We start from the raw sequence: 20,577 nt of genomic DNA, 5'->3' as shown, positions 1-20,577 counted from the left end.
CCTACGCGGTAAGTTCGCGCAACACATCCGCGAGCACCTTTGCCCCCGCCGCGAGATCAGACGACGATGTATATTCAGCCTCGCAGTGAGTGAGGCCGAGATGCGACGGCACGAAAATCATCGCGGACGGGCACACGTAATGAAGATAGCGCGCGTCGTGACCCGCCGTCGAGAGAATGTCCCGATGCGGCAGGTCCAAACGCAAAGCCGCCTGGCGGACCAGCGCGCGCATCGGTTCAGGAAAATCGAGCGATATCGCGGACGAAAGCTCCGTCACGCGCACCGCGCACACGCCCGCGTTCGCCTCGCAGATCGGTGCGATCCGATCGCCCAACACGCGTAACATTTCGGAGTCCGGATGACGCAAGTCGATGGAAAAATCCACCGCACTCGGCACGACCGACGGCGCGCTCGGCTTCACGTCGAAGCGCCCGACCGTGAATTTCACGATGTCCTCGTCGTCGTGCATCTCGTCGGCGAGCGCCTGCACCATCGCGATGGCGGCGAGCAGCGCATCCTTGCGCTCGGCGCGCGTCGATGTGCCGGCGTGCGCCGCCTCGCCGTCCACACGAACCTTGAACGTGCGCTTGCCCTGAATGCCGGTCACCACGCCGATCGTAAGCCCTTCGTTCTCCAGATGCGGACCTTGCTCGATGTGCGCCTCAACATACGCCGACACGCGTTCTCCCAGCACGCGTTCGGGCACGTCGCGCAGGCTTTCGCGCACTTCGGCGAGCGCTTCTTTCACGCTCACATCGTGCTTGTCGACGACGGCGAGCGTGGCATCGAGCGCGCGCTCGCCGGCGAACACGGCCGAGCCCATCATGCCCGGCGCGAATCGCGATCCTTCCTCGTTCATCCACGCGACGATATCGATCGATACGCGCGGCTTCACGCCCGATGCGATGATCGCTTCCACCGCTTCGAACGCCGCCAGCACGCCGAACACGCCGTCGAACTTGCCGCCGGTCGGCTGGCTGTCCAGATGCGAGCCGGTCAGCACGGGCGGCGCGCCCGCGTCCGCGCCTTCGAGCCGCAGAAACAGATTGCCGATGGCATCGATCGACGGTTTCAGGCCGAGCGCCTCGCCCCACTGCACGAGCTGGCGCTGCGCCGCCGCGTCTTCCGCCGACAGCGCCTGACGATTCACGCCACCGTTCTCCGTTGCGCCGATACGCGCCATCGCCGCGAGCCGTTGCGCAAGGCGTTTTTCATCGACATACGCACTCGCGCTCATGACGTCTTCATGATTTGTGCGGGCACCGCGCGCGAATCGCGCGGCAGCCAGCGATTGTTTTCGACCATCGCGAGAAATTCGGCGATGTGCTGATTGAAGAGCGCCGGCTCTTCGAGGTTCAGCGTGTGGCCCGTCTTCGGCATGACGACGAGTCCGCTCGCGGGCACCGTGCGCTTCAGGAAGATGCCGGGCTGCAGACAGTGATCGTCCTCATCGCCGACGACGACGAGCGTGGGCACCGTCATCGCTTTCAGGCGCGCGTCGAGGTCGTAGATGGACGGACGTCGCGCCTGCACGCCGCGCATCGTGAGCGCGGAACCGCGCGCCGAATGTTCGCCGAGCATCGTCGCGAATTCGAGCCAGCCGCGCGGGTCCTTCACCTGAAACGCAATGCGCGATGCCGCGAGCGAATACGTCTTCGCGAACTGCGGCGCGCCTTGCGTATCGAACTGCTTCGCGACTTCGAGCGACACTTCGCGGAAGTAGGCCTCGAACTCCTTTTCCGCGCCGTAGCCCGCGCCCGCGACCACGAGCGAACGCGCGCGATCCGCGTAATCGAGCCCGAAATGCAGCGTCGCGAAGCCGCCCATCGACAGGCCGACGATATGCGCGCGATCGATCTTCAGCGCATCGAGCACGTCGCGGATATCGCGCGCGGCGATCGCCTGCGAATACTGTTCGATGTCGTCGGGCACGTCGGACGGCGTGTAGCCGCGCGCCGCGAACGCGATGCATCGATAGCGCCGGCTGAAGTAGCGCATCTGCGGCTCCCAACTGCGCAGATCGCCGCCGAATTCATGCACGAACACGATTGGCGTGCCCTCGCCCGCCTCCTCGTAATACAGCTTCACGTCATCCGATGTCGTCAGATACGGCATGTCCAGTCCTCGTCGAAAGTCAGAATTGATTCGCGGGTTCCTTGATCGAACGCGCGTGCTCGACCATCGACGGCAGCAATTCGCAGAAGCAATCCGCCCACGCTTCCGGCACCGTCAGGCTCACCTTGACGAAGCGATGTCCGAACTGCGCCGTGTGATACGCGCCCTGACGGATCATCACGCGCTCTTTCTGAAACGCTTCGACGAGCGCTTCGGGCGTGATGCCCGCGCCGATCGTTTCCACCACGAGCAGGTTCGCCTGCGACGGAAACACCGGCACGCTCAGTCCTTCGACGTTCTTCGCCGCTTCGACCACAGCCGCCTGATTGCGCCGCTGGCGCCGGTTGATCTCAGGAAACCATTCGGCCTTCGTGCGCAATCCCGCGATGGCCGCGCGCTGCGACAACACGTTGCTGCCGAGGTTATTCGGCGGCGCGGACGCAAAACGCTCGATCAGATCCGGATGTGCGATCACCGCGCCGAGCCGCATGCCCGCAAGACCGAGCCACTTCGAAAAGCTGTACGTGACGATGGTCTTCTCGGGATAGAAGCGATACGCCGGCGTGAAGTGATCCGCGAACTGGAAGTACGTCGCGTCGTGGATGAAGTACGCGCCGACCGATCGCGCGATCTCCGCGAATTCGCGAATCTCGTCTTCGGTATGGCAGGTGCCGAGCGGATTGTTGGGATCGACGAGATAAATGACACCCGTGTTCTCGTTGACCGCCGCGCGCAGTTGCGCGGGCGTGAGCTTGTACTTCTGTTCCGGCGAATAGATCGGCACTTCGATCACGCGCGAACCGGCGCGCGCGGCGAACTGCATCGGCCAGGCCCAGCTCGGATTCGTCGTGACGAAGTCCTTGCCCGCTTCGCAGATGTTGCGGCACACGTTGTATAGCGCTTCGACGGCGCCGTCCGTGATCATCACGGATGCATCGGACAGGCCGATGTCATCGCGAATCAACTGGCGCAGTTCCTCGAAGCCGAGCGGCGGCGCGTACGCGTGATACTCGCCGCCGTCGAGCGCGTCGATCACGGCCTGACGCACGGCCGGATGCGGCTCGAAGTGATTGGTGTTCTGACCGAGCCACATCAGTCCTTCGCTGTTGCAGAGGCGGTCGAAATAGGCGTTGCGTTCCTCGAATCGGCGCATGTTTGCGGCTCCTTCAGATGATCGAGCGGCGCGATGCGATGCCGCCGTCGATGGTCACGACCGTGCCCGTGATGTACCCCGCGCGTTCCGACGCGAGCCACACGATGAGATCGGCGACTTCCTCGGCCTGCGCCGCGCGCTTGCCCGGATATTTGTCGAAGAGTTCTTCCCAGCGGCTCTCGTCGTTGTACCAGTCGAGCGCGCGCCGCTTCATGAGCTTGACCATGCGATCGGTCGCAACCGGCCCCGGATTCACGCCGACCACGCGGATGCCGTCGTCCAGCGCCCAGCCGCCGATCGCGCGCGTGAAGGCCATCATCGCGGCGTTGCCCGTCGAACCGATGATGTAGTTCGCGTCCCAGTTCTCCCCCGAATTGCCGATGTCGTTGACGATCACGCCGCTGCCGCGCTGCTTCATCGACGCATACAGTTCACGCGTCAACGTCACGTAGGAAAAGATCTTCATGTCGAGGCTCGCGCGCCATTGCTCGTCGGTCATCTTGTCGAGCGGGCCGGGGCTGGAATCGGCGGCATTGTTCACGAGGATGTCGACGTTCGAGCAGGCGCGCGCGAGTTCGATGGCGTTTTGCGTGACCGACAGATCGGTCGCGTACACGTGCACGCGCGTGCCGTGCTTAGTTGCGATTTCATCCTGCGCGCGATGCAATGCATCGGCGGAGCGCGCCGCCAGATACAGCTCCTCGATTCCCTCCGCAGCGAACGCCCACGCCGTCGCCAGTCCGATTCCCTTCGATGCGCCGGTGATCAGCGCCGACTTGCCCTTGAAGTTCAGTTCCATGTGTGTCGCCCCTTGTGTATCCACAAAACCACTGTACGAATACATAAACTACCATCTAAAAATACAAAACACCAGCGTCGGGAACAAAAAAACGGCATGCGTTACGGCATGCCGTTTTTGTGACGAACGATGAGAATGGGCGCGAATCAGCGATTCACGAGCTTGGCCGGTATCAGCAGGATCATGGCCGCGCCGACGACCAGCACGCCGCCGGAGACGTACATCGCGATCACGGACGTATGCGTTAGGTCGCGCAGCCAGCCGATCAGATACGGACTGACGAATCCTGCGAGACCGGCGAAGGCGTTGATCGCCGCGATGCCCGCCGCCGCGCCGGTTCCCGCGAGAATCGCCGATGGCAACGCCCAGAACAGCGGCCCCGGCGTCAGCACGCCCGCCGCCGCGAGCGACAGGCCGACGAGCGCCAGCGGCACGTTCGACCCCGACGACGCCGTGATCGCATAGCCGGCCGCGCCGATTAACATCGGCACGATCAGATGCCAGCGGCGCTCGCCGGTGCGGTCCGAGTTGCGCCCGAACGAGACCATCGCGATGGCGCCGACCGCGAACGGAATGGCCGACAGCACCCCGATTTTCAGCGCGCCCGACACGCCGGACGCCTTGATGAGCGTGGGCATCCAGAAAGTCAGACCGTACTGGCCCATGATCACGCAGAAGTAGATCAGCGCCATCAGCAGCATGCGCGGATCGCGGAACACCTGGCCGACGGTTTCGGAAATGCGCCCGTGACGGTCGCCGGGCGTATCGAGCGCATTGGTGATCAGACGGGCTTCCTCGCGCGTAAGCCAGGTCGCATCGGACGGCCGGTTCTTCAGATAGAAGAACGCCGCGATACCGAGCACGAGCGACGGCACCGCTTCGACGAGAAACAACCAGCGCCAGCCCGGATGGCCGTGCGCACCGTTGAACGCCTCCAGAATCCAGCCCGACAACGGCCCGCCGATGATGCCCGCGAGCGGAATGCCGACCATGAAAATGGCGAGCACATGCGAGCGGCGGCGCGCCGGATACCACTGCATCAGATACAACACGACGCCCGGATAGAAGCCCGCTTCGGCCGAACCGAGCAGAAACCGCAGCACGTAGAACTGCGTCGGCGTCTGCACGAAGAAGAACGCGCCGGAAATGAGCGCCCACGTCACCATGATCCGCGCGATCCACGCCTTCGCGCCGACGCGCTGCATCATCAGATTGCTGGGCACCTCGAACAGGAAATAGCCGATGAAGAACACGCCCGCGCCCAGTCCGTAGATGGTTTCGCTGAACTGCAGGTCGCTCAGCATCTGCAGCTTCGCAAAGCCGATGTTCACGCGATCAAGATACGCGGCGACATAGCAGAGGATCAGGAACGGGATGAGCCGCATCGTGACCTTCCGGTATACGCGGTCTTCGGTTCTCTGCGCTTGCTCTACGTCGCTCGCGGCATGCAGCGTGTCGCTCATCGCCTGCTCCTTGTGTCGGCATCGGCCGGTGTTGTCGGTGAAAACCCGACATTTTGTATTTCATGTCGGATTTCTTGTATCCATATAATACCGATACAAAATACATGACAAGGAGATTTTCAAAAAAAGGGCGAGTGCGGAGACGCGCCGTGCCTTGGCGGCAAGCGTCGATAACCTTCCGGGGATGAAGCGCGCTTACTCGACGGCTTCAGCGGGTTCCGGGAACAGGGCGATGAAGTCGAGCATCTGCTCGCCGAGCAGATTGACGTGCGCGGACATGGCCTTGGCGGCCGTGTCGCCGTCGCCGCGCTCGATGGCGGCGATTACCTGTTCGTGTTCGTCGACCGTATCGAGACGGCGCCGCACTTTTTGCGTGACCATCTTTCGATAGATCGACACGCGGTTGCGCAGGCCGCGCGTCTGATCCGCGAGGAATTCGTTCTGGCTCGCCTCATAGACGAGTTCGTGAAAGCGGCGATTGATCTCGTAGAAGCTGTCGACCTGGTCGGCATCGAGCGCGCCGCGCAATTCGACCTGCGTGTCGCGCAGCCGCGCGATCTGCTGCGGCGTCGCGCGGCGCGCGGCGAGGCGCGCGCACAGTCCTTCGAGTTCGGCCATGACCTGAAACATTTCCAGCAGCTTGCGCGCCGACAGCGCGGCGACCATTGCCGGCTGGCGCGGCCGCATGGTGACGAGTGCTTCGGACGCAAGCTGGCGCAGCGCTTCGCGAATCGGCGTGCGCGAGCATTCGAAGCGCTCTGAGAGTTCCGTTTCCTCCAGCCGCGAGCCGGGCGGCAGACGGCCGGAAAGAATTTCGCTCTCAAGCGTCGTCAGAATCTCATCCGCTCGCGTGGTCATATGTATCTCCAGGCCCAATGCTTGTATTTTCTAAGAGGACGATTGTCGCATGAGTCAGGAGGGGTTCGGCGTTGCCTCTCATTCCCCCTTGGCGACGGTCGCGTCGTCGGTGGTCCAGTTGATCGTATGCTCGGCCTTGAGACGAACCCACGTCATGCCGTCGCGCAACCCGGCGAGGACCGCCTCGCGTTCGTTGTCGAAGGTACAGGCATGCTTGAACCGGTGCATGAAGCGCCCTCCATCGACGTCATGCTGCTCGACGCTGATCGAACATTCGATCCCTTTCTGCGTTTGTTCCGTCGTGCAGGTGACGGTCCAGTTGGCGTCGTCCACCGTTCCCTTGAGTGACATGACGGCTCTCCCCTTGAGTGATGCGGATATGCGCTGGCGTGCGCGGATGCCGTCGACTGTACGGATGTCACGCTGCGCACCCTTGAGCCAGGTCAAGGGACTGTTTCATCGACGCCGCGACGTGATCGTTTGATTTGCGTCAATCGCGATCCGGGCGCCTGCCTGCAGACTCGATTCCCACTTCCTTCATTGTGCAGCCGACAACCGAAGGCCAATATGAACGAGCACGAAGGCCGGCATCCCGCGCTATCGGACAGTCCAGGTGATCGCCATGCTCCGTCGCGCGTTTCTATCGCGCAAGCGATCCTCGCGGGAGCGGCACTCCTCGGCGTCTGGTGGGCCGGCATGCAATACCTGCCCACGATATGCCCGCCCGGCCTCGCGGCACGGCGGTGGGTCCTGGCAGCCGCCGCAACGTGCGCGCTGTTGCTCGCGGGCCTGTTGCTTCTTCGCGCCACGCACCGCGCCAGACCCGCGACTATCGGCCAGACGGCCATGAGCCACGCGCGGCTCGACGGCATCATCCGCTCCACGACCGACGCCATCATCACGATCGACGCCGCGCAGCGCATCCTGCTGTTCAATCCGATGGCCGAGCGCGTTTTTGGTTGCGCCGCGAGCGAGGCCATCGGCGGGCCGCTGTCGCGCTTCATTCCCGAGCGCTACCGCGCGGCGCACGAGCATCAGGTGCGGCAGTTCGGGAGCACCGGCGTGTCGGATCGTCGGATGGGTCCGCAGCGCGTGCTGTACGGGCTGCGCGCCGACGGCGAAGAGTTTCCCATCGAGGCGTCGATATCGCACGATGGCAAGCTCTTCACGGTGATTCTGCGCGACGTCACCGAGCGCGTGAAGGCCGAGGCCGAACTCAGGCAGTCGCGCGAGGAATTGCGCGCGCTCTCGGCCAATCTCCAGCAGTTGCGCGAGCAGGAGAAACGCCGCATCGCCCGGGAACTGCACGACGATCTCGGGCAGACGCTCAGCGCGCTGAAGATGAACGTATTCGCGCTGCACGCGCAGCTTGGCACGCATACCTTGCTGAACGATGGCGTCGCCACGCAATTGCAGCGTATGGTCGGACTGATCGATCGAAACATCGCGTCGCTCAGGCGCATTGCCGCGCATCAGCGGCCCGTCATGCTCGATGACCTCGGACTGGCGGCGGCGGTCGACTGGCTCGTCGGCGATTTCATCCAGCGCTATGGCATCGACGTGAAACACAGTCTCGATACCGGCGATCTCGTATTCGATTCCGACGCAGCAACGGCGGTTTTTCGTATCATTGAAGAAGCACTGACCAATGTCGTGCGGCATGCGCATGCGAGCCGCGTCGATCTCTCGCTCAGTGCCGGCGACCACCACTGCGTCCTGCGCGTCGGCGATAACGGCATCGGCGCCTCGGCCTTGCCCGCTGCCGGCAACAAACCGTTCGGCCTGCTCGGCGTACGCGAACGCGCGAATGCATTGGGCGGCCGTGTTTTCATCGATTCGATGCCGGAGAACGGCTTCGTGCTGACAGTCGTCCTTCCGCGCGAGACGGTGCGAGACAAGGAATCGCGACCATGACCACGAAAGTGCTGATTGCGGACGATCACGCGATGGTACGCGAGGGACTCCGCCACATTCTCGCCAATGCGAGCGGGTTCGAAGTGGCAGGCGAAGCCAGCGACGCAGCGAGCACGCTCGCGCTGGTACGCTCGACGCCGGCGCACGTGCTGGTCCTCGACCTGTCGATGCCGGGTCGCAGCGGTCTCGATCTGCTCAAGCAACTCAAGGAGGAGAAGCCCGCGCTGCGCGTTCTCGTGCTGACCATGCATGCCGAACAGCAGTACGCCGCCCGGGCGTTCAAGAGCGGTGCGGCGGGATATCTGACGAAGGAAAGCGCGAGTACGGAGCTGCTGACCGCCGTGGCCAAGGTCGCCGCGGGCGGCGCGTACGTGAGCATCGCGATGGCCGAGCGCTTTGCGCAAAGCCTCACCGAGCCCGCCGACGCCCTGCCGCATCAACGCCTGTCGGACCGCGAATTCGAGGTGTTCCGGCGGCTTTGCGCGGGCGAATCCATCAATCAGATTGGCGAGTCGCTCTGTGTCAGCGCGAAAACCATCAGCACGTACAAGGCCCGTATTCTCGAGAAGATGCAGATGCCGCACGAGGCAGCGCTCGTGCGTTATGCGGTGCGCCACGAGCTGTTCGACGACGATACCGGCAACGCGTAAGCGCTCGTCTGTCAGGATTTCCCTACACGCGCGCCAAAATCCCTACAGCACTTTCCGCCGCGGCCGATTTAATTTCGAGATGGCGCGGCCGATAATCGAACGCATGGATTTATCCGCCGCGTATCGAAACGCCGGGATCCTCCCTCTTCCGGCTCGTGAGCGTGAATCCAGGTTCGACAGGAGACACGGCATGTTCCCAGTCAGCGAAGCGAGATCCCCGGCCCGGCAAGCGGACGCGCCGGAGTCACGCCGCACTTTTCAGGTCGCCGATATCTCGCCGAAGAGCGCGCCACGCACGGGCATGCGCTGCTCGACCTGCTCGATGCAGCATATCTGCATGCCGAGCGGTCTCTCGTCGGATGAATTCGAGCGGCTCGATGCGCTCATCTGTTCCACCCGAAGCGTGCGGCGCGGCGAGACGCTGTACCGGAGCGGCGATGCCTTCCAGAGCGTGTACGCCGTTCAAAGCGGCTGCTTCAAGACCGTCGTCGTGCATCGCGACGGCAACGAACAGGTCACCGGTTTCCATCTGGCGGGCGACGCGCTCGGACTGGACGGCGTGAGCACGGACCATCACGGCTGCGATGCGATCGCGCTCGAAGACAGCGTCGTCTGCATCATTCCCTTCGACCTGCTCGAACTGCTCTGCCGCGAGGTCAAGACGATCCAGCATCATGTTCATCGCCTGATGAGCAGCGAGATCGTGCGCGAATCCAACCTCATGATGTTGCTCGGCACAATGACGGCCGAGCAACGCGTCGCGGCCTTCCTGCTCAACATCTCGACGCGCATGAAGGCACGCGGCTATTCACCCGCGCAATTCGTCTTGCGGATGACGCGCGAGGAGATCGGCAGTTATCTCGGCCTCAAGCTGGAAACCGTCAGCCGGATGTTCTCGAAGCTGCAAAAGGCCGGCGTCGTCGATGCGCGCGGCAAGGAAGTGCGCATCCTCGATCAGGAAGGCCTCGAACGCGTGTAGCGCGCGTCGTCATTCGGCGACGCGCAGCACGGCCGCGCCCACTACGCGGCCCTCACGCAGATCGGCAAGCGCCCGATTCGCTTCGGCGAGCGGATAGACCTGCGTGCGCACGCGCAACGGGACTTCGCTTGCAAGGCGCATGAAGTCCTGCGCGTCGGCACGCGTCAGATTGGCGACGGACAGAACGCGCCGCTCACCCCACAGCAGCGAGTAAGGGAACGACGGGATGTCGCTCATGTGGATGCCGCCGCAAACGACGACGCCGCCCTTGCACACCGCGCGCAAGGCCACGGGCACGAGTGCGCCCGCGGGCGCGAAGATCAGCGCGGCGTCGAGTTCGTCCGGCGCGCGCTCGGTGCTGCTGCCGGCCCAATCGGCGCCGAGCTGCAATGCGAGTTGCTGCGCGGCCGTGTCGCCCGGACGAGTAAATGCGTAGATCGTGCGGCCCTGGTGATGCGCCACCTGAGCGACGATGTGCGCTGCGGCGCCGAAGCCGTAGATGCCGATCCGTCTCGCGTGCCCCGCCATGCGCAGCGTCCGGAAGCCGATCAGTCCCGCGCAGAGCAATGGAGCGGCTTCGACGTCCGTATAGCTTCGCGGAAGATGCACGCAGAAGTGGCTATCGGCGACGAGACGCTCCGCGTAGCCGCCGTCGAGGGTGTAGCCCGTGAAGCCCGGCGCGTCGCACAGGTTTTCGCGTTCATCGACGCAATACGGGCATTCGCCGCACGTATGGCCGAGCCACGGAACCCCAACGCGATCGCCCACCGAGAAGAACTCCGGCACGCCGGGGCCGACTGCGGCGACGCGTCCCACGACTTCGTGTCCGGGTATCACGGGGCGCTTCGGATGCGGCAGTTCGCCATCGACCACATGCAGGTCCGTCCGGCATACGCCGCACGCCGTCACGTCGATGAGCAATTGTCCCGGACCCGCGACCGGATCATCGACTGTCGCTGCCCGCAGCAGCGGAGCGGTTCCGTCGTAGAGCATGGCGCGCATCATTCGGCTCCTTGTGTATCGGTTCCTTGTTTTGCGAACGGACGCGCATGCCCGCCGACGTGCCGCCTCCGCTGCAGCGGAAGTATCCGCTGCGGAGCACGACCGGTCTGCACCCGACGCTGGTCAGCAATTGTTCGGCCGCCCCTTCGATCACGGCGCGGTTGTTTTCGAAGGCATGCTGCAAGTCGTCCTCACGCGACGATTCTGCGCCGAAGTGATCCTCCAGCGCCTCGGCCGATATGGTGCATTCGATGGGCTCGCCGTCCACGAGAGCCTGAAACGCGAGGGCGCGTCTATCGCCCAGGTACACCGGCGTTTGCGCCGGAAACACGATGTTCATGGTGACGCTTCCTGATCGACATGGGCTCATGCCTCAGGATCAAGTGTTCGCGTTCGACGCGTGGCCAGCGTTGATGCAGATCAACGAGCCGGGTCAGGCGGACCCGCATCATCACAGTGTCCTCATTTTGTTTATCCGCCATGCCCACACATCGTTCTATCGACGCGCACGTCGCACGGGTCGGGCTGCTTGTTACGCTGTTGCTCGTCGCGTCGCAAGCGCTCGCTCAACCCGAGCCGAGCGCGCTCATCGATCAGCAGCATTGCATGTTCTGCCATACCAACGATGCACCGTTCCTCGCTCCATCGTTTCAGGAAATCGCCAACCGTTACCGCGATAACCCGAACGCGCAGGTCATGCTGGAACACAAGCTGCGTGTGGGCGGCCGGGCGCATTGGGGCAATATGGCGATGCCCTCGCCCGCGGAACGCGGCGGTCCTCTCTCGCCTGAAGACGCGCATACGCTCGTCGAGTGGGTGCTGCGTCATTGAACGCTTTTCTGGAGCACGCCATGCGCATCACGATCAAGCTCGACACGTTCGCTCGCCCGGCCGGATCGGCATACGCCGTACTTTGGCTGGACCTTGAAAGCGGCCGCTGGTCACGGGAGGCTCATGAGTGCATCGAGCTTCCTACTTGGGGAACGTGGGAACGCGTGCAGGGCGGATTGCTCCTGCGCGGTCTCGCTGCCGGCTCACCCGTTGTCATGCTCGATGGCCTGAAGATCGAAGGGCAGGACAGCCTTCAACCTGCAACATCCCAACGAGGCCACGCCGAATTCTATGGCCCCGGCGAATCGATCGAGGCCGCAGAGCTGTATCGAGGCGTGTGGCACATTCAATGCATCGATCGGGAGAACTGCGTCGCCGAACATGAGATCTTTTCGGACGAGCCCAACGTCGCGGGCGGTCTGATCACGTAAGCGCACATTCTGGCTTGCGCACACCGAGCCGGCGACCGCGCGCCTCACGTCGACGTGAGGCGTCGTTGTTCAAGACAACGCATTGCATTGTCGAACGCCTGATGAACGGCCGTGCGCACATCGGCATCCGAACCTCGCTCGACTGGAATCAGGTCGAATTGACGCGTGACGAGATCGAGGCGGGCATCGTAGCGTCGCTTTCCTGTCTGGTCGCTATATGCTTCGATCGTCAGGTGGCAGTTCGCGATGTCTATCGCGGCGCACTCGAGGCGCACAAGCTCGACGCCGGCTTCGCGCTCGACGTCGTTCGTTCCTGCAAAGCCCTGATAAACGATCTGCATTGCGAGGCCCATGATCTCTCTCTCCCAACAACCATGATTGCCAGCTTGCCGGTGCGACATCAAACATCCTCCGCTTTCGATACATCGACGGATTGACTCACATCAAGCGATGCACGCTCAGGCGGCGTAACTTATTCATCACAACCGACGCCGGCATCGTCTCGCGCTTGCGCACGAGCGAGAAGACCGTGCAATGCCCGCAGGTCATCCCGCATGCCGGCCACTTCCGCCTCCAGCCGCTTGATGTCCCGGTGCATGTCGCGTCGAAGCTGCTTCTCTTCTTCGCCGATAAAAAGCGCCGCGATACTCGCAAACGTGAGCGACAGCATTCCATAGCCGAGCAGCACGATGAACACGGCGAATACGCGCGAAGCGGGCGTCGTCGGCGCGATGTCGCCGTAGCCGACCGTCGCGCTGCTCTCGAAAGCGAGCCACAGCCCGTCCGCGTAACTGTGCACGCGCGGCTCCAGACAATAAAAACCCGCGCCCGCGAGCAGCAGCAGGAGCGCGCCGATCGCCAGCAGGATCAACAGACGATGAGGCACGAACAACGCACGCAAAGTCAGCACGATCCGCAGCGCGAGTGCGCCCATGAACGAAAGTCGAAGTATCCATTCGAGCCCGGACCACGGCACGGCTCCGCCTGAAATGCTCGCGAGCGCGGCCAGAGTCAGTCCCACGTCGAGCGCATTGCGACGCAGAAACGTCGCCCGGTGGCGCGTCAGCGCGAGCATGCGGCACAGCACGCCTGAGCACGTCATGCCGGCCAACGCGTACACGCCTCGCGCCACGCCAAGCGCGACGTCAAGACCGAGCAGTTCGAGATAAAACGCTGGAATGCAGAGCAGCAGCGCCGCAAAAAGCGGCCAGCGCATTCGGTGCCACGCCCGCACCGCAGCGGGCGCATCGTGGGCCGCGACGCCGTACGAGCCGAGTGTGCGTAGCCAATGTCTCATCTTGAGAGCGCGTTGTTTCATCGTGACGACCGGATCAGCCGCGACCGCACGCGCGTGTCACGTCTGAGCTTGCGAGCGGATAAGGAGCACGGGACACGTCGAATCTCGCACAAATGCTTCCGCGACGCTCCCGAGTACCAGCCTGCGCACGCCGCTGCGGCCGTGCGTGCCCATCACGACGAGATCGGCCTGCAACTGCACGACACGGCGCTGGAGGCACGCCGCGATCGAATCGTCCGGAGTGTGCGTCTCCAGCAATTGCGTCTCGCATTCGAGACCCGCAGCCCGAACCCGCGCGCGGCCTTCGTCGAGCATGCGGCGTGCATCGCGGAACACTTCCGAGCGATAGCCCACCGGGAACGACGAGAGTGCCGCCGTGTCCGCGACAAATACCGCGTGCACCAGAGCGCCCGAAATCTTCGCCATGCGGATCGCCTCGTTCAGGGCGCGCTGCGACGATTCGCTTCCATCGAGCGCGATGATGATGTTCCGATACATGATGTCCACCGTTGATGTTCCGATACATGATGTCCACCGTTGATCTTCGATCTCATGCCGCCCATTCGAGATTGTCGATACGCGTGAGCCTGCGCTCGATCTGATCCACGAAGATATCGATGGCGCGCTGCTTATCGTGCGCGCCAACGGAGGCTGCGATCGCACATTGCGCAATGGGCTGCCTGCCTGCGAGCTTCGTCATGTCCCTGAAGGTGCTGGCATCGCCTCGCATGTGCTGCGTGCAGAAAAATGCGACGTGCGGCAGCTTGCGCCGATGGAGCGCGAGCCATGCGCGCACCGGCGCGCTGACCGTGCCTGCCCATACCGGCGTCCCGATAACGATCACATCGTATTGCGCCACGTCGTATGACGATGCGCCGATGCGCACGCTCCGCGCGAACACTGCATCGACGAGACAACGTAGATAACCCAGCGGACCCGAACGATCGACAGGTTCGTCGATCGCCTCGAAATCGGCATGCAGGCGCTCGGCCAATGATGCGCCCAAGGCGCGCGTGTTGCCGCTGCGGGAAAAACAGACCACGAGGACTTTCGACATGTGCGTTCTCGGCAAGCAGATGCGGCCACTGTATTCCTGCGCGTGCATCGCCGATTGACCTGAGTCAACCGCAGTGACTTGTGCCGACGAAGCACCGTAGCCTTGACCTGAGTCAACCGGATGAATGCGCCGCGTCCATAGACTGGGTGCCGTCAATACCTATCCGACGAACACGTCCTTACCGGTCTCGATCCGAGGAGTCAGCGATGAGCTACAAGACAGTTCTCGTCCATCTGGACACCAGCGTGCGCGCGCACCCCAGACTGGAAGCGGCGCTACAGTTGGCCAAACGCTTCGATGCGCATGTCATCGGGCTTTTCGCGATCTTCGAACCGGATGCGCGCGCGTTCAACATCATGGCGGGGACCGCCGAATACTACGAGCAGCACGCGGCCACACGGCGCGAACAACGCGGTGCGATCGAGCGCCTCTTTCATGCGGAACTCAAACGCGCGGGCGTCTCCGGTCAATGGATCGAAGCGCAGGAACGCGCGAACGATGCGGTCGCCCGCTTTGCGCGATGCGCCGATCTCGTCGTCGTGAGCCAGGACGATCCGGCCGATCCCGAGTCCTATGTCGGCGATCGTTTTCCCGAGACGGTGATCCTCGGTTCCGGACGGCCGGTCTTGCTCCTCCCCTACACCGGCTTCTTTCCCTCGATCGGCAAGCACCCGATGATCGCCTGGGATGGCGGCCGCGAAGCGACGCGCGCCGTGCACGACGCGCTGCCCTTTCTCAAGACGGCCGAGCGTGTATCGATCGTCAGCGTCGATACGGCCCGTGGCGACGCGCGCGCTGACCGCATCCCCGGCGCCGATATCGCGACCTGCATCGCGCGGCACGATGTCAAGGCGGAAGTCGTCTCGGCCGATGCTGCATCGGAGGCAGACGCGGGCGAAATACTGCTGTCCCGCGCGGCGGACCTGGGCGCCGACCTCGTGGTCATGGGCGGCTATGGACACGCGCGCTGGCAGGAACTCGTGCTGGGCGGCGCCACGCGCACGTTCCTCGCGTCGATGACCGTGCCCGTGCTGATGTCGCATTGATCATGGCGGGTCGTGGAGCCCGACATCACCCTTTCGCAGGAGACGACGTCATGAAGTGGAAAACCGTTCTCGTCCATCTCGACGACAGCCAGCGTTGCGACGCGCGAATGCAGTTCGCGCTGGACATCGCGCGTCGTTTCGATGCGCATGTCATCGGCCTTTATCTGGTTTGTCAGGACGTGATTCATCACATCTTCGAACCGGCAGAGCCATTGTTTCGGCGTGCTTACGAACAACAGCGTCGAACTGCACTCGACCACGCGCGCGAAACCTTCGAGCTCGCAGCGAAATCGGCGGGAATCAATGCGGAGTGGCGCGCGCCGGCAGGCCCTGTACTCGATGCGGCCTTGTTGCATGGCCGACATGCCGATGTCATCGTTCTAGGGCAAGACGATCCTGACGATGCCACCGCGTTCGTCGTCCGGAACTTCGTCGAGGATGTCGTGATCGGCGCCGGACGGCCGGTGCTGCTCGTGCCGCGCGCGGGCGATATCAGGACCGTCGGCGAGAATGTGGTCATTGCGTGGGACGACAGCCGCGAAGCTGCCCGTGCGGTCGCCGATGCGCTGCCCGTCTTGCGGCGCGCGCGCTTCATCGAGATCGTCACCGTCGAGCGGAACAAGGACGTGCAAGCGCCTGCCGGCATCGATATTTCCGCGTATCTCGATCGCCAGGGCGTGCGCGCGAGTTTCGCTTCGACGCCTCGCAGTCGCGGCCAGAGCACCGGCATGACGTTGCTGGACCGAGCGAACGCCGTGCATGCGGATCTGCTTGTCGCGGGCGCGTATGCACACGCTCGCGGTCTGGAACGCGTGCTCGGCGGAGTCACACGCAATATTCTGCAGCTTTCGACACTTCCGGTTCTGCTCTCGCATTGAACGGCGGCGAAACGAGGCGACAAGCGTTCGCCCTCGCTACCTCGACGCCTGATCCGATGGCGGAAGACCGAAGTGCGTTCTGACATCTTTGACGCCCGGCACATTCTCCGCTGCGACGCGAATCGCGTTGGCCTCTTCCGGGCGCACAACCGGCCCCCAGAGATGCACCGTTCCGTTTTCGACGGTGACGTTTTCCCGCGCGAGCGCCCACGGATGATCCTTCATGGCCGAGAGCACGTCTTCGCGGATCGCGTTGTCGCCGCTCTCGCCCGTAGCGGGCACTTCGGGCGCCATCGTCACGAGTGCCCGAATCAGATTGGCGCGGCTCACCACGCCGACGACCTTTCCGTCGCGCATGACCGGCACGCGCTTGATACGCCGCCGATCAAGCAGTTCGGCGATATCCGCGACAGGACATGTTTCAGTGACCGTCGAAACGTCGGTCGACATGACGTCCCTGACCTTTCTCGAATGCTCCTTCACGTACTGGCTCGCGAGTTCTGTCGTGGACGCGGCCAGTTCGAGCCACCACGAGCGCTGTTTGACGCCGGTTCCGATCTCCGCGCGATGCATGAGATCGCCCTCCGTGACCATACCCAGCAGCCTGCCGGATTCGTCGATGACAGGCATCCCGCTGATGCCGGCGAACACCATCATCCCTGCGGCGTGCCGTATGGTCATGTCCGGAGTGGCCGAGATGATCGAAGTCGTCATGATGTCGGAAGCTCGCACGTTCATCTCCTTGAGAGAAGTTATCGTCGTCCACTACGACGCATGATGGGCCGGCTCGTGTCGTGTGCCCTTATTCGAATCATCGCGCCAGGATACCGCTTCTGACAAGACAGCCCGCCCGGAATCGGGCATTAAGGTAGCGTTGATTTAGCTATCGCCGATCAGGCGTGCCCTGATCGCGGAATGAAGGAAAAAGAATGCTCGCGTGTCTCGACGGGCAAAGCCTTGAAGAACTCGTGAAGCGCGCCGTATCGTGGACGATGCCGTTGCGATCCTTTCCTCCGGGCTTGAAGTTGCCCGTCTGAAAATCGCTGTGCGGCTCGCGATCGTCGATTTGGCGCGCACGCTTCAGTAGTCGGCGATACGATGCGCCTCCGCGAGCCGCATGATCGTCTTGACGAGCCATTGGATCGCCGTCATGACCGCGCTAACTCGCCGGACGCACTGGCGATACGCCGCGCCGGTCAGGACTGGCGTTTGCCGCGCCCGCCAGCGGGTTTGCCAGCCGGCTTGCGTGAACCCGAAGCGGGCTTGCCGCGCGGCTCCTGCACGTTGAATGGATTATGGCCGAGGCTCGTGCCTCGATCCGCGGCCACCGCGCCCTGCGATGCAGGTTTGCGCTTGTTTTCGCCGCTTTGCGGGCGCGGCTTTTTCCCGACTTCCTGCGTGGCGCTCGATGCCGCCTGAGGCACCTTCGGCTTCTTGGGCTTTTTCGGCTTCTTGATGATCTCGCCCGTCGCGCTGGTTTGCGGCACACGGTGTTCGGCTTCGAAACCCGGCTCTTCTTCACGAGGCAGCGTTTGCCGGATCAGCGCTTCGATGGCGGCCAGTTGCGGCGCTTCATCGGCGCATACGAGCGACACCGCCACGCCGCTCGCGCCCGCGCGACCAGTACGGCCGATACGATGCACATAGTCTTGCGCCACGATCGGCAGATCGACGTTGATCACCAGCGGCAGATCGTCGATATCGAGCCCGCGCGCGGCCACATCGGTGGCGACCAGCATCTGGACCTCGCCGGTCTTGAAGCGCTCCAGCGCACGCATGCGCGCGGGTTGCGGTTTGTCGCCGTGAATGGTGTCGACAGCATAGCCCGCTTCATCCAGCATGGCCGCCAGATAATCCACGCCGTTGCGGGTTTTGACGAACACCAGCGCGTGCGTCCAGTCGTTCTCGGCCACGAGATGCATGAACAAGTCCGGCTTGTTCCGTTTGTCCACCGGCACGACCCATTGCCTGATCTTGCTGGCCGTGGCATTCGGCGGACTCACGCTGACGTTGACCGGGTCGCGCAGGATGCTCGCTGCCATGACGCGGATATCGTCGGTGAACGTGGCGGAGAACAGCAACGTCTGGCGCTCAACGGGCAAGGCAGCAAAGACCGCGTTGAGTTCGCGTGCAAAGCCCAGATCGAGCATGCGGTCGGCTTCGTCCAGCACGAGCGTTTGTACCTGATCGAACTGCACCGCATTCTGGCGATTGAGATCCAGCAGACGGCCCGGCGTAGCGACGAGCACATCCACGCCTTTGCGCAACTTCATCATCTGCGGATTGATACTCACGCCGCCGTAGGCAGCCAGATATCGCAAGTCGAGGCCTTTGCCGTACACGACGAAGCTTTGCAGCACTTGCTCGGCCAATTCGCGCGTCGGCACCAGCACCAGAACGCGCGCGCGATTGCTGGACACCGCCGGGCCGTGTTGCGCCAGCCGTTGCAGCAGCGGCAGCGCAAAACCCGCCGTCTTGCCCGTGCCGGTCTGCGCCGCGGCCATGACGTCCTTGCCGCTGAGCACGGCAGGAATCGCCTTGGTCTGCACCGGCGTAGGCGTCTGGTAGTCGAGATCCTGCACGTTACGCAATAACGGACCGATCAGGCCGAGCGAGGCAAAAGACATGCACGTATTCCAGGCTAAAAACGCAATTTTAGCGGTTACGGCGCGACAGGTTTGCGCAACCGCTTGCGTCAGCCATCGGCAGGGTGCCCGCGCAGTTCCGGCAAGGTATCGCCGACAGTCGATTCGTGCACGGGCGGCGTCCACGCATCGCCTCGCCCGCGTTCGCCGTTGCTCAACGCTGTCGAGAGCGCCGCCCGGTCCAGACCGCCTTCCCACGCCGATACCACGATCGCCGCCACACCATTGCCCACGATGTTCGTCAACGCTCGACACTCCGACATGAAGCGATCGATGCCGAGAATCAGCACCATCGCGCTGACAGGCACGGTTGGCACGACCGACAGGCTCGCAGCGAGCGTGATGAAGCCGGCGCCGGTCACGCCCGTCGATCCTTTCGAGGTCAGCATCGTGACGAGCAACAGCGTGATTTCCTGCGCGAACGACAGATGCGTATTGGTCGCCTGCGCGAGAAACAGCACGGCGAGCGTCATGTAGATGTTGGTGCCATCGAGATTGAACGAGTAACCGGTCGGCACGACGAGCCCCACCACGCCGCGTGGGCAACCCAGGCGTTCGAGCTTGTCCATCAGTTGCGGCAACGCGGCTTCGGACGTCGATGTGCCGAGCACGATCAGCAATTCATCGCGGATATACGCAAGAAAGCGCCAGAGACTGAACCCGCACAGACGCGCGACGATGCCGAGTACGACAGCCACGAACAGAAACGCGGTGAGATAGAACGCGCCGATCAGCTTCAGCATCGGCAGCAAGGAGACGATGCCGTAGCGGCCTATCGTGAAGGCCATCGCCCCGAAGGCGCCGATCGGCGCGAGACTCGTCACCATCCGCACGATGCGAAAGAACGCTTTGGACAAGCTCTCGATCAAATGCGTGACGGGCGCGGCGGGCTCGCCCATCAACGCCAGCGCCGTGCCGAACAACATCGCGATCAGCAGCACGGGAAGAATGTCGCCCTGAACGAGCGCGCCAAGAAACGTTTCCGGTATGACATGCGCGATGAATCCGGCGACGCCCTCGCCATGCGCTGCCTGAGCCGCGTAGCCCAACACCGCACGTGCGTCGAGCGTCGATGGATCGACGTTGAAGCCTTTGCCCGGCGCGAGCACGTGCGCGGCGAGCAGACCGATCGCCAGCGCGAGAGTGGACGCGGCTTCGAAATAAAGCAGCGCCTTGCCGCCGACGCGCCCGACCTTCTTCATGTCCTGCATGCCCGCGATACCGGTCACCACCGTGCAGAAAATCACCGGCCCGATGATCATCCGCACGAGCTTGATGAACAGATCGCCGAGCGGCTTCAGCGCAACCGCGGTTTGCGGCGCGAAGTGGCCGAGCAGCACTCCCGCGGCGATGGCCGCCAGCACCTGCACATAGAGAATCGTGTAGAACGGTTTGCGTTTCATGTGTCTCCTCCGTTGTCGAGGCAAAGCGCAGCCCTTCCCTTCTTCGAGCGGAAGGG

General features: G+C 63.4%; 23 protein-coding genes. 8 read left to right on the top strand and 15 right to left on the bottom strand.

All coding sequences use genetic code 11. From position 1 onward, the window contains the following. Window position 1: 1 nt before the first annotated feature. The 7 genes from AWB76_RS14270 to AWB76_RS14240 form a co-directional block, all read right to left on the bottom strand. On the bottom strand, window positions 2-1,237 hold the full coding sequence (locus AWB76_RS14270; RefSeq protein WP_061160772.1) for a hydantoinase/carbamoylase family amidase: 1,236 nt from the start codon (window positions 1,235-1,237) through the stop codon (window positions 2-4). Next, the gene (locus tag AWB76_RS14265; protein ID WP_061160771.1) at window positions 1,234-2,115 is read right to left on the bottom strand and encodes an alpha/beta fold hydrolase; all 882 of its coding nucleotides are present in this window, start codon (window positions 2,113-2,115) and stop codon (window positions 1,234-1,236) included. Before AWB76_RS14265 ends, AWB76_RS14270 begins: the two co-directional genes overlap by 4 nt. 19 nt (window positions 2,116-2,134) lie before the next feature. After that, a complete protein-coding gene (locus AWB76_RS14260) occupies window positions 2,135-3,268 on the bottom strand; it encodes a pyridoxal phosphate-dependent aminotransferase (protein WP_061160770.1) in 1,134 nt (377 codons plus the stop codon). A gap of 13 nt (window positions 3,269-3,281) precedes the next feature. Next, window positions 3,282-4,067: an SDR family oxidoreductase gene (locus AWB76_RS14255; RefSeq protein ID WP_061160769.1), complete on the bottom strand. Its 786-nt coding sequence runs from the start codon at window positions 4,065-4,067 to the stop codon at window positions 3,282-3,284. Between the two features lie 146 nt (window positions 4,068-4,213). Next, entirely contained in the window at window positions 4,214-5,530 is a 1,317-nt protein-coding gene (locus AWB76_RS14250) for an MFS transporter (RefSeq protein WP_061160768.1), read from the bottom strand. Window positions 5,531-5,725: 195 nt separating this feature from the next. Next, a complete protein-coding gene (locus AWB76_RS14245; RefSeq protein ID WP_061160767.1) occupies window positions 5,726-6,388 on the bottom strand; it encodes a GntR family transcriptional regulator in 663 nt (220 codons plus the stop codon). 78 nt (window positions 6,389-6,466) lie between these two features. Further along, window positions 6,467-6,835, bottom strand: coding sequence for a hypothetical protein (locus tag AWB76_RS14240; protein ID WP_157696126.1), 369 nt, complete (start codon window positions 6,833-6,835; stop codon window positions 6,467-6,469). Between the two features lie 120 nt (window positions 6,836-6,955). Between AWB76_RS14240 and AWB76_RS14235 the strand changes: the two genes are divergently transcribed. The 3 genes from AWB76_RS14235 to fnr all read left to right on the top strand — a co-directional run bounded on the left by AWB76_RS14235 (window position 6,956) and on the right by fnr (window position 9,931). Continuing rightward, the gene (locus AWB76_RS14235; protein WP_244173350.1) at window positions 6,956-8,302 is read left to right on the top strand and encodes a PAS domain-containing sensor histidine kinase; all 1,347 of its coding nucleotides are present in this window, start codon (window positions 6,956-6,958) and stop codon (window positions 8,300-8,302) included. Then, window positions 8,299-8,952, top strand: coding sequence for a response regulator (locus tag AWB76_RS14230; RefSeq protein ID WP_061160765.1), 654 nt, complete (start codon window positions 8,299-8,301; stop codon window positions 8,950-8,952). Before AWB76_RS14235 ends, AWB76_RS14230 begins: the two co-directional genes overlap by 4 nt. A 190-nt stretch (window positions 8,953-9,142) precedes the next feature. Next, window positions 9,143-9,931, top strand: coding sequence for a fumarate/nitrate reduction transcriptional regulator Fnr (gene fnr, locus AWB76_RS14225; RefSeq protein WP_061160764.1), 789 nt, complete (start codon window positions 9,143-9,145; stop codon window positions 9,929-9,931). 9 nt (window positions 9,932-9,940) lie between these two features. Here the strand turns inward: fnr and AWB76_RS14220 are convergent, their stop codons facing one another. Both AWB76_RS14220 and AWB76_RS14215 read right to left on the bottom strand, forming a co-directional pair. Next, window positions 9,941-10,933 carry a zinc-dependent alcohol dehydrogenase family protein gene (locus AWB76_RS14220; protein WP_061160763.1) on the bottom strand — a complete coding sequence of 331 codons (993 nt, stop codon included), beginning with the start codon at window positions 10,931-10,933 and terminating at the stop codon, window positions 9,941-9,943. Continuing rightward, on the bottom strand, window positions 10,875-11,273 hold the full coding sequence (locus tag AWB76_RS14215; RefSeq protein ID WP_063936344.1) for a DUF1488 family protein: 399 nt from the start codon (window positions 11,271-11,273) through the stop codon (window positions 10,875-10,877). Before AWB76_RS14215 ends, AWB76_RS14220 begins: the two co-directional genes overlap by 59 nt. A gap of 140 nt (window positions 11,274-11,413) precedes the next feature. On the opposite strand from AWB76_RS14215, the gene AWB76_RS14210 reads away from it, so the two are divergent. The 3 genes from AWB76_RS14210 to AWB76_RS40895 all read left to right on the top strand — a co-directional run bounded on the left by AWB76_RS14210 (window position 11,414) and on the right by AWB76_RS40895 (window position 12,632). After that, window positions 11,414-11,764, top strand: a complete 351-nt coding sequence (locus AWB76_RS14210; RefSeq protein ID WP_061160762.1) for a c-type cytochrome — start codon at window positions 11,414-11,416, stop codon at window positions 11,762-11,764. Between the two features lie 20 nt (window positions 11,765-11,784). Next, window positions 11,785-12,195, top strand: a complete 411-nt coding sequence (locus tag AWB76_RS14205) for a DUF3564 family protein (protein ID WP_061160761.1) — start codon at window positions 11,785-11,787, stop codon at window positions 12,193-12,195. A 65-nt stretch (window positions 12,196-12,260) separates the two neighbouring features. Beyond that, a complete protein-coding gene (locus AWB76_RS40895) occupies window positions 12,261-12,632 on the top strand; it encodes a hypothetical protein (RefSeq protein WP_157696125.1) in 372 nt (123 codons plus the stop codon). A 35-nt stretch (window positions 12,633-12,667) separates the two neighbouring features. Here AWB76_RS40895 and AWB76_RS14195 read toward each other — a convergent pair whose 3' ends face one another. The 3 genes from AWB76_RS14195 to AWB76_RS14185 are packed head-to-tail and all read right to left on the bottom strand — an operon-like array spanning window position 12,668 to window position 14,549. Next, on the bottom strand, window positions 12,668-13,492 hold the full coding sequence (locus AWB76_RS14195) for a potassium channel family protein (RefSeq protein WP_061160887.1): 825 nt from the start codon (window positions 13,490-13,492) through the stop codon (window positions 12,668-12,670). A gap of 57 nt (window positions 13,493-13,549) precedes the next feature. After that, window positions 13,550-13,990: a universal stress protein gene (locus AWB76_RS14190; protein ID WP_061160759.1), complete on the bottom strand. Its 441-nt coding sequence runs from the start codon at window positions 13,988-13,990 to the stop codon at window positions 13,550-13,552. 52 nt (window positions 13,991-14,042) lie between these two features. After that, on the bottom strand, window positions 14,043-14,549 hold the full coding sequence (locus tag AWB76_RS14185; RefSeq protein WP_063936349.1) for a flavodoxin family protein: 507 nt from the start codon (window positions 14,547-14,549) through the stop codon (window positions 14,043-14,045). 206 nt (window positions 14,550-14,755) lie between these two features. Between AWB76_RS14185 and AWB76_RS14180 the strand changes: the two genes are divergently transcribed. Together AWB76_RS14180 and AWB76_RS14175 are read left to right on the top strand one after the other, a co-directional pair. Then, window positions 14,756-15,595, top strand: coding sequence for a putative universal stress family protein (locus AWB76_RS14180; protein WP_061160757.1), 840 nt, complete (start codon window positions 14,756-14,758; stop codon window positions 15,593-15,595). 50 nt (window positions 15,596-15,645) lie between these two features. Next, window positions 15,646-16,473, top strand: coding sequence for a universal stress protein (locus AWB76_RS14175; protein ID WP_061160756.1), 828 nt, complete (start codon window positions 15,646-15,648; stop codon window positions 16,471-16,473). Between the two features lie 36 nt (window positions 16,474-16,509). On the opposite strand, the gene AWB76_RS14170 is transcribed toward AWB76_RS14175, so the two are convergent. The 3 genes from AWB76_RS14170 to AWB76_RS14155 form a co-directional block, all read right to left on the bottom strand. Beyond that, window positions 16,510-17,205, bottom strand: coding sequence for a CBS domain-containing protein (locus AWB76_RS14170; protein WP_061160886.1), 696 nt, complete (start codon window positions 17,203-17,205; stop codon window positions 16,510-16,512). A 464-nt stretch (window positions 17,206-17,669) separates the two neighbouring features. Next, complete coding sequence (locus AWB76_RS14160; RefSeq protein WP_061160754.1) at window positions 17,670-19,100, bottom strand: DEAD/DEAH box helicase; 1,431 nt, start codon at window positions 19,098-19,100, stop codon at window positions 17,670-17,672. A gap of 68 nt (window positions 19,101-19,168) precedes the next feature. After that, window positions 19,169-20,521, bottom strand: coding sequence for a dicarboxylate/amino acid:cation symporter (locus tag AWB76_RS14155; RefSeq protein ID WP_061160753.1), 1,353 nt, complete (start codon window positions 20,519-20,521; stop codon window positions 19,169-19,171). Window positions 20,522-20,577 lie beyond the last annotated feature (56 nt).

This window comes from Caballeronia temeraria (genome assembly GCF_001544795.2).
Lineage (GTDB): Bacteria > Pseudomonadota > Gammaproteobacteria > Burkholderiales > Burkholderiaceae > Caballeronia > Caballeronia temeraria.
The sequence above is the reverse complement of the archived record's forward strand: the minus strand, read 5'-3'. Positions and strand labels throughout refer to the sequence as shown.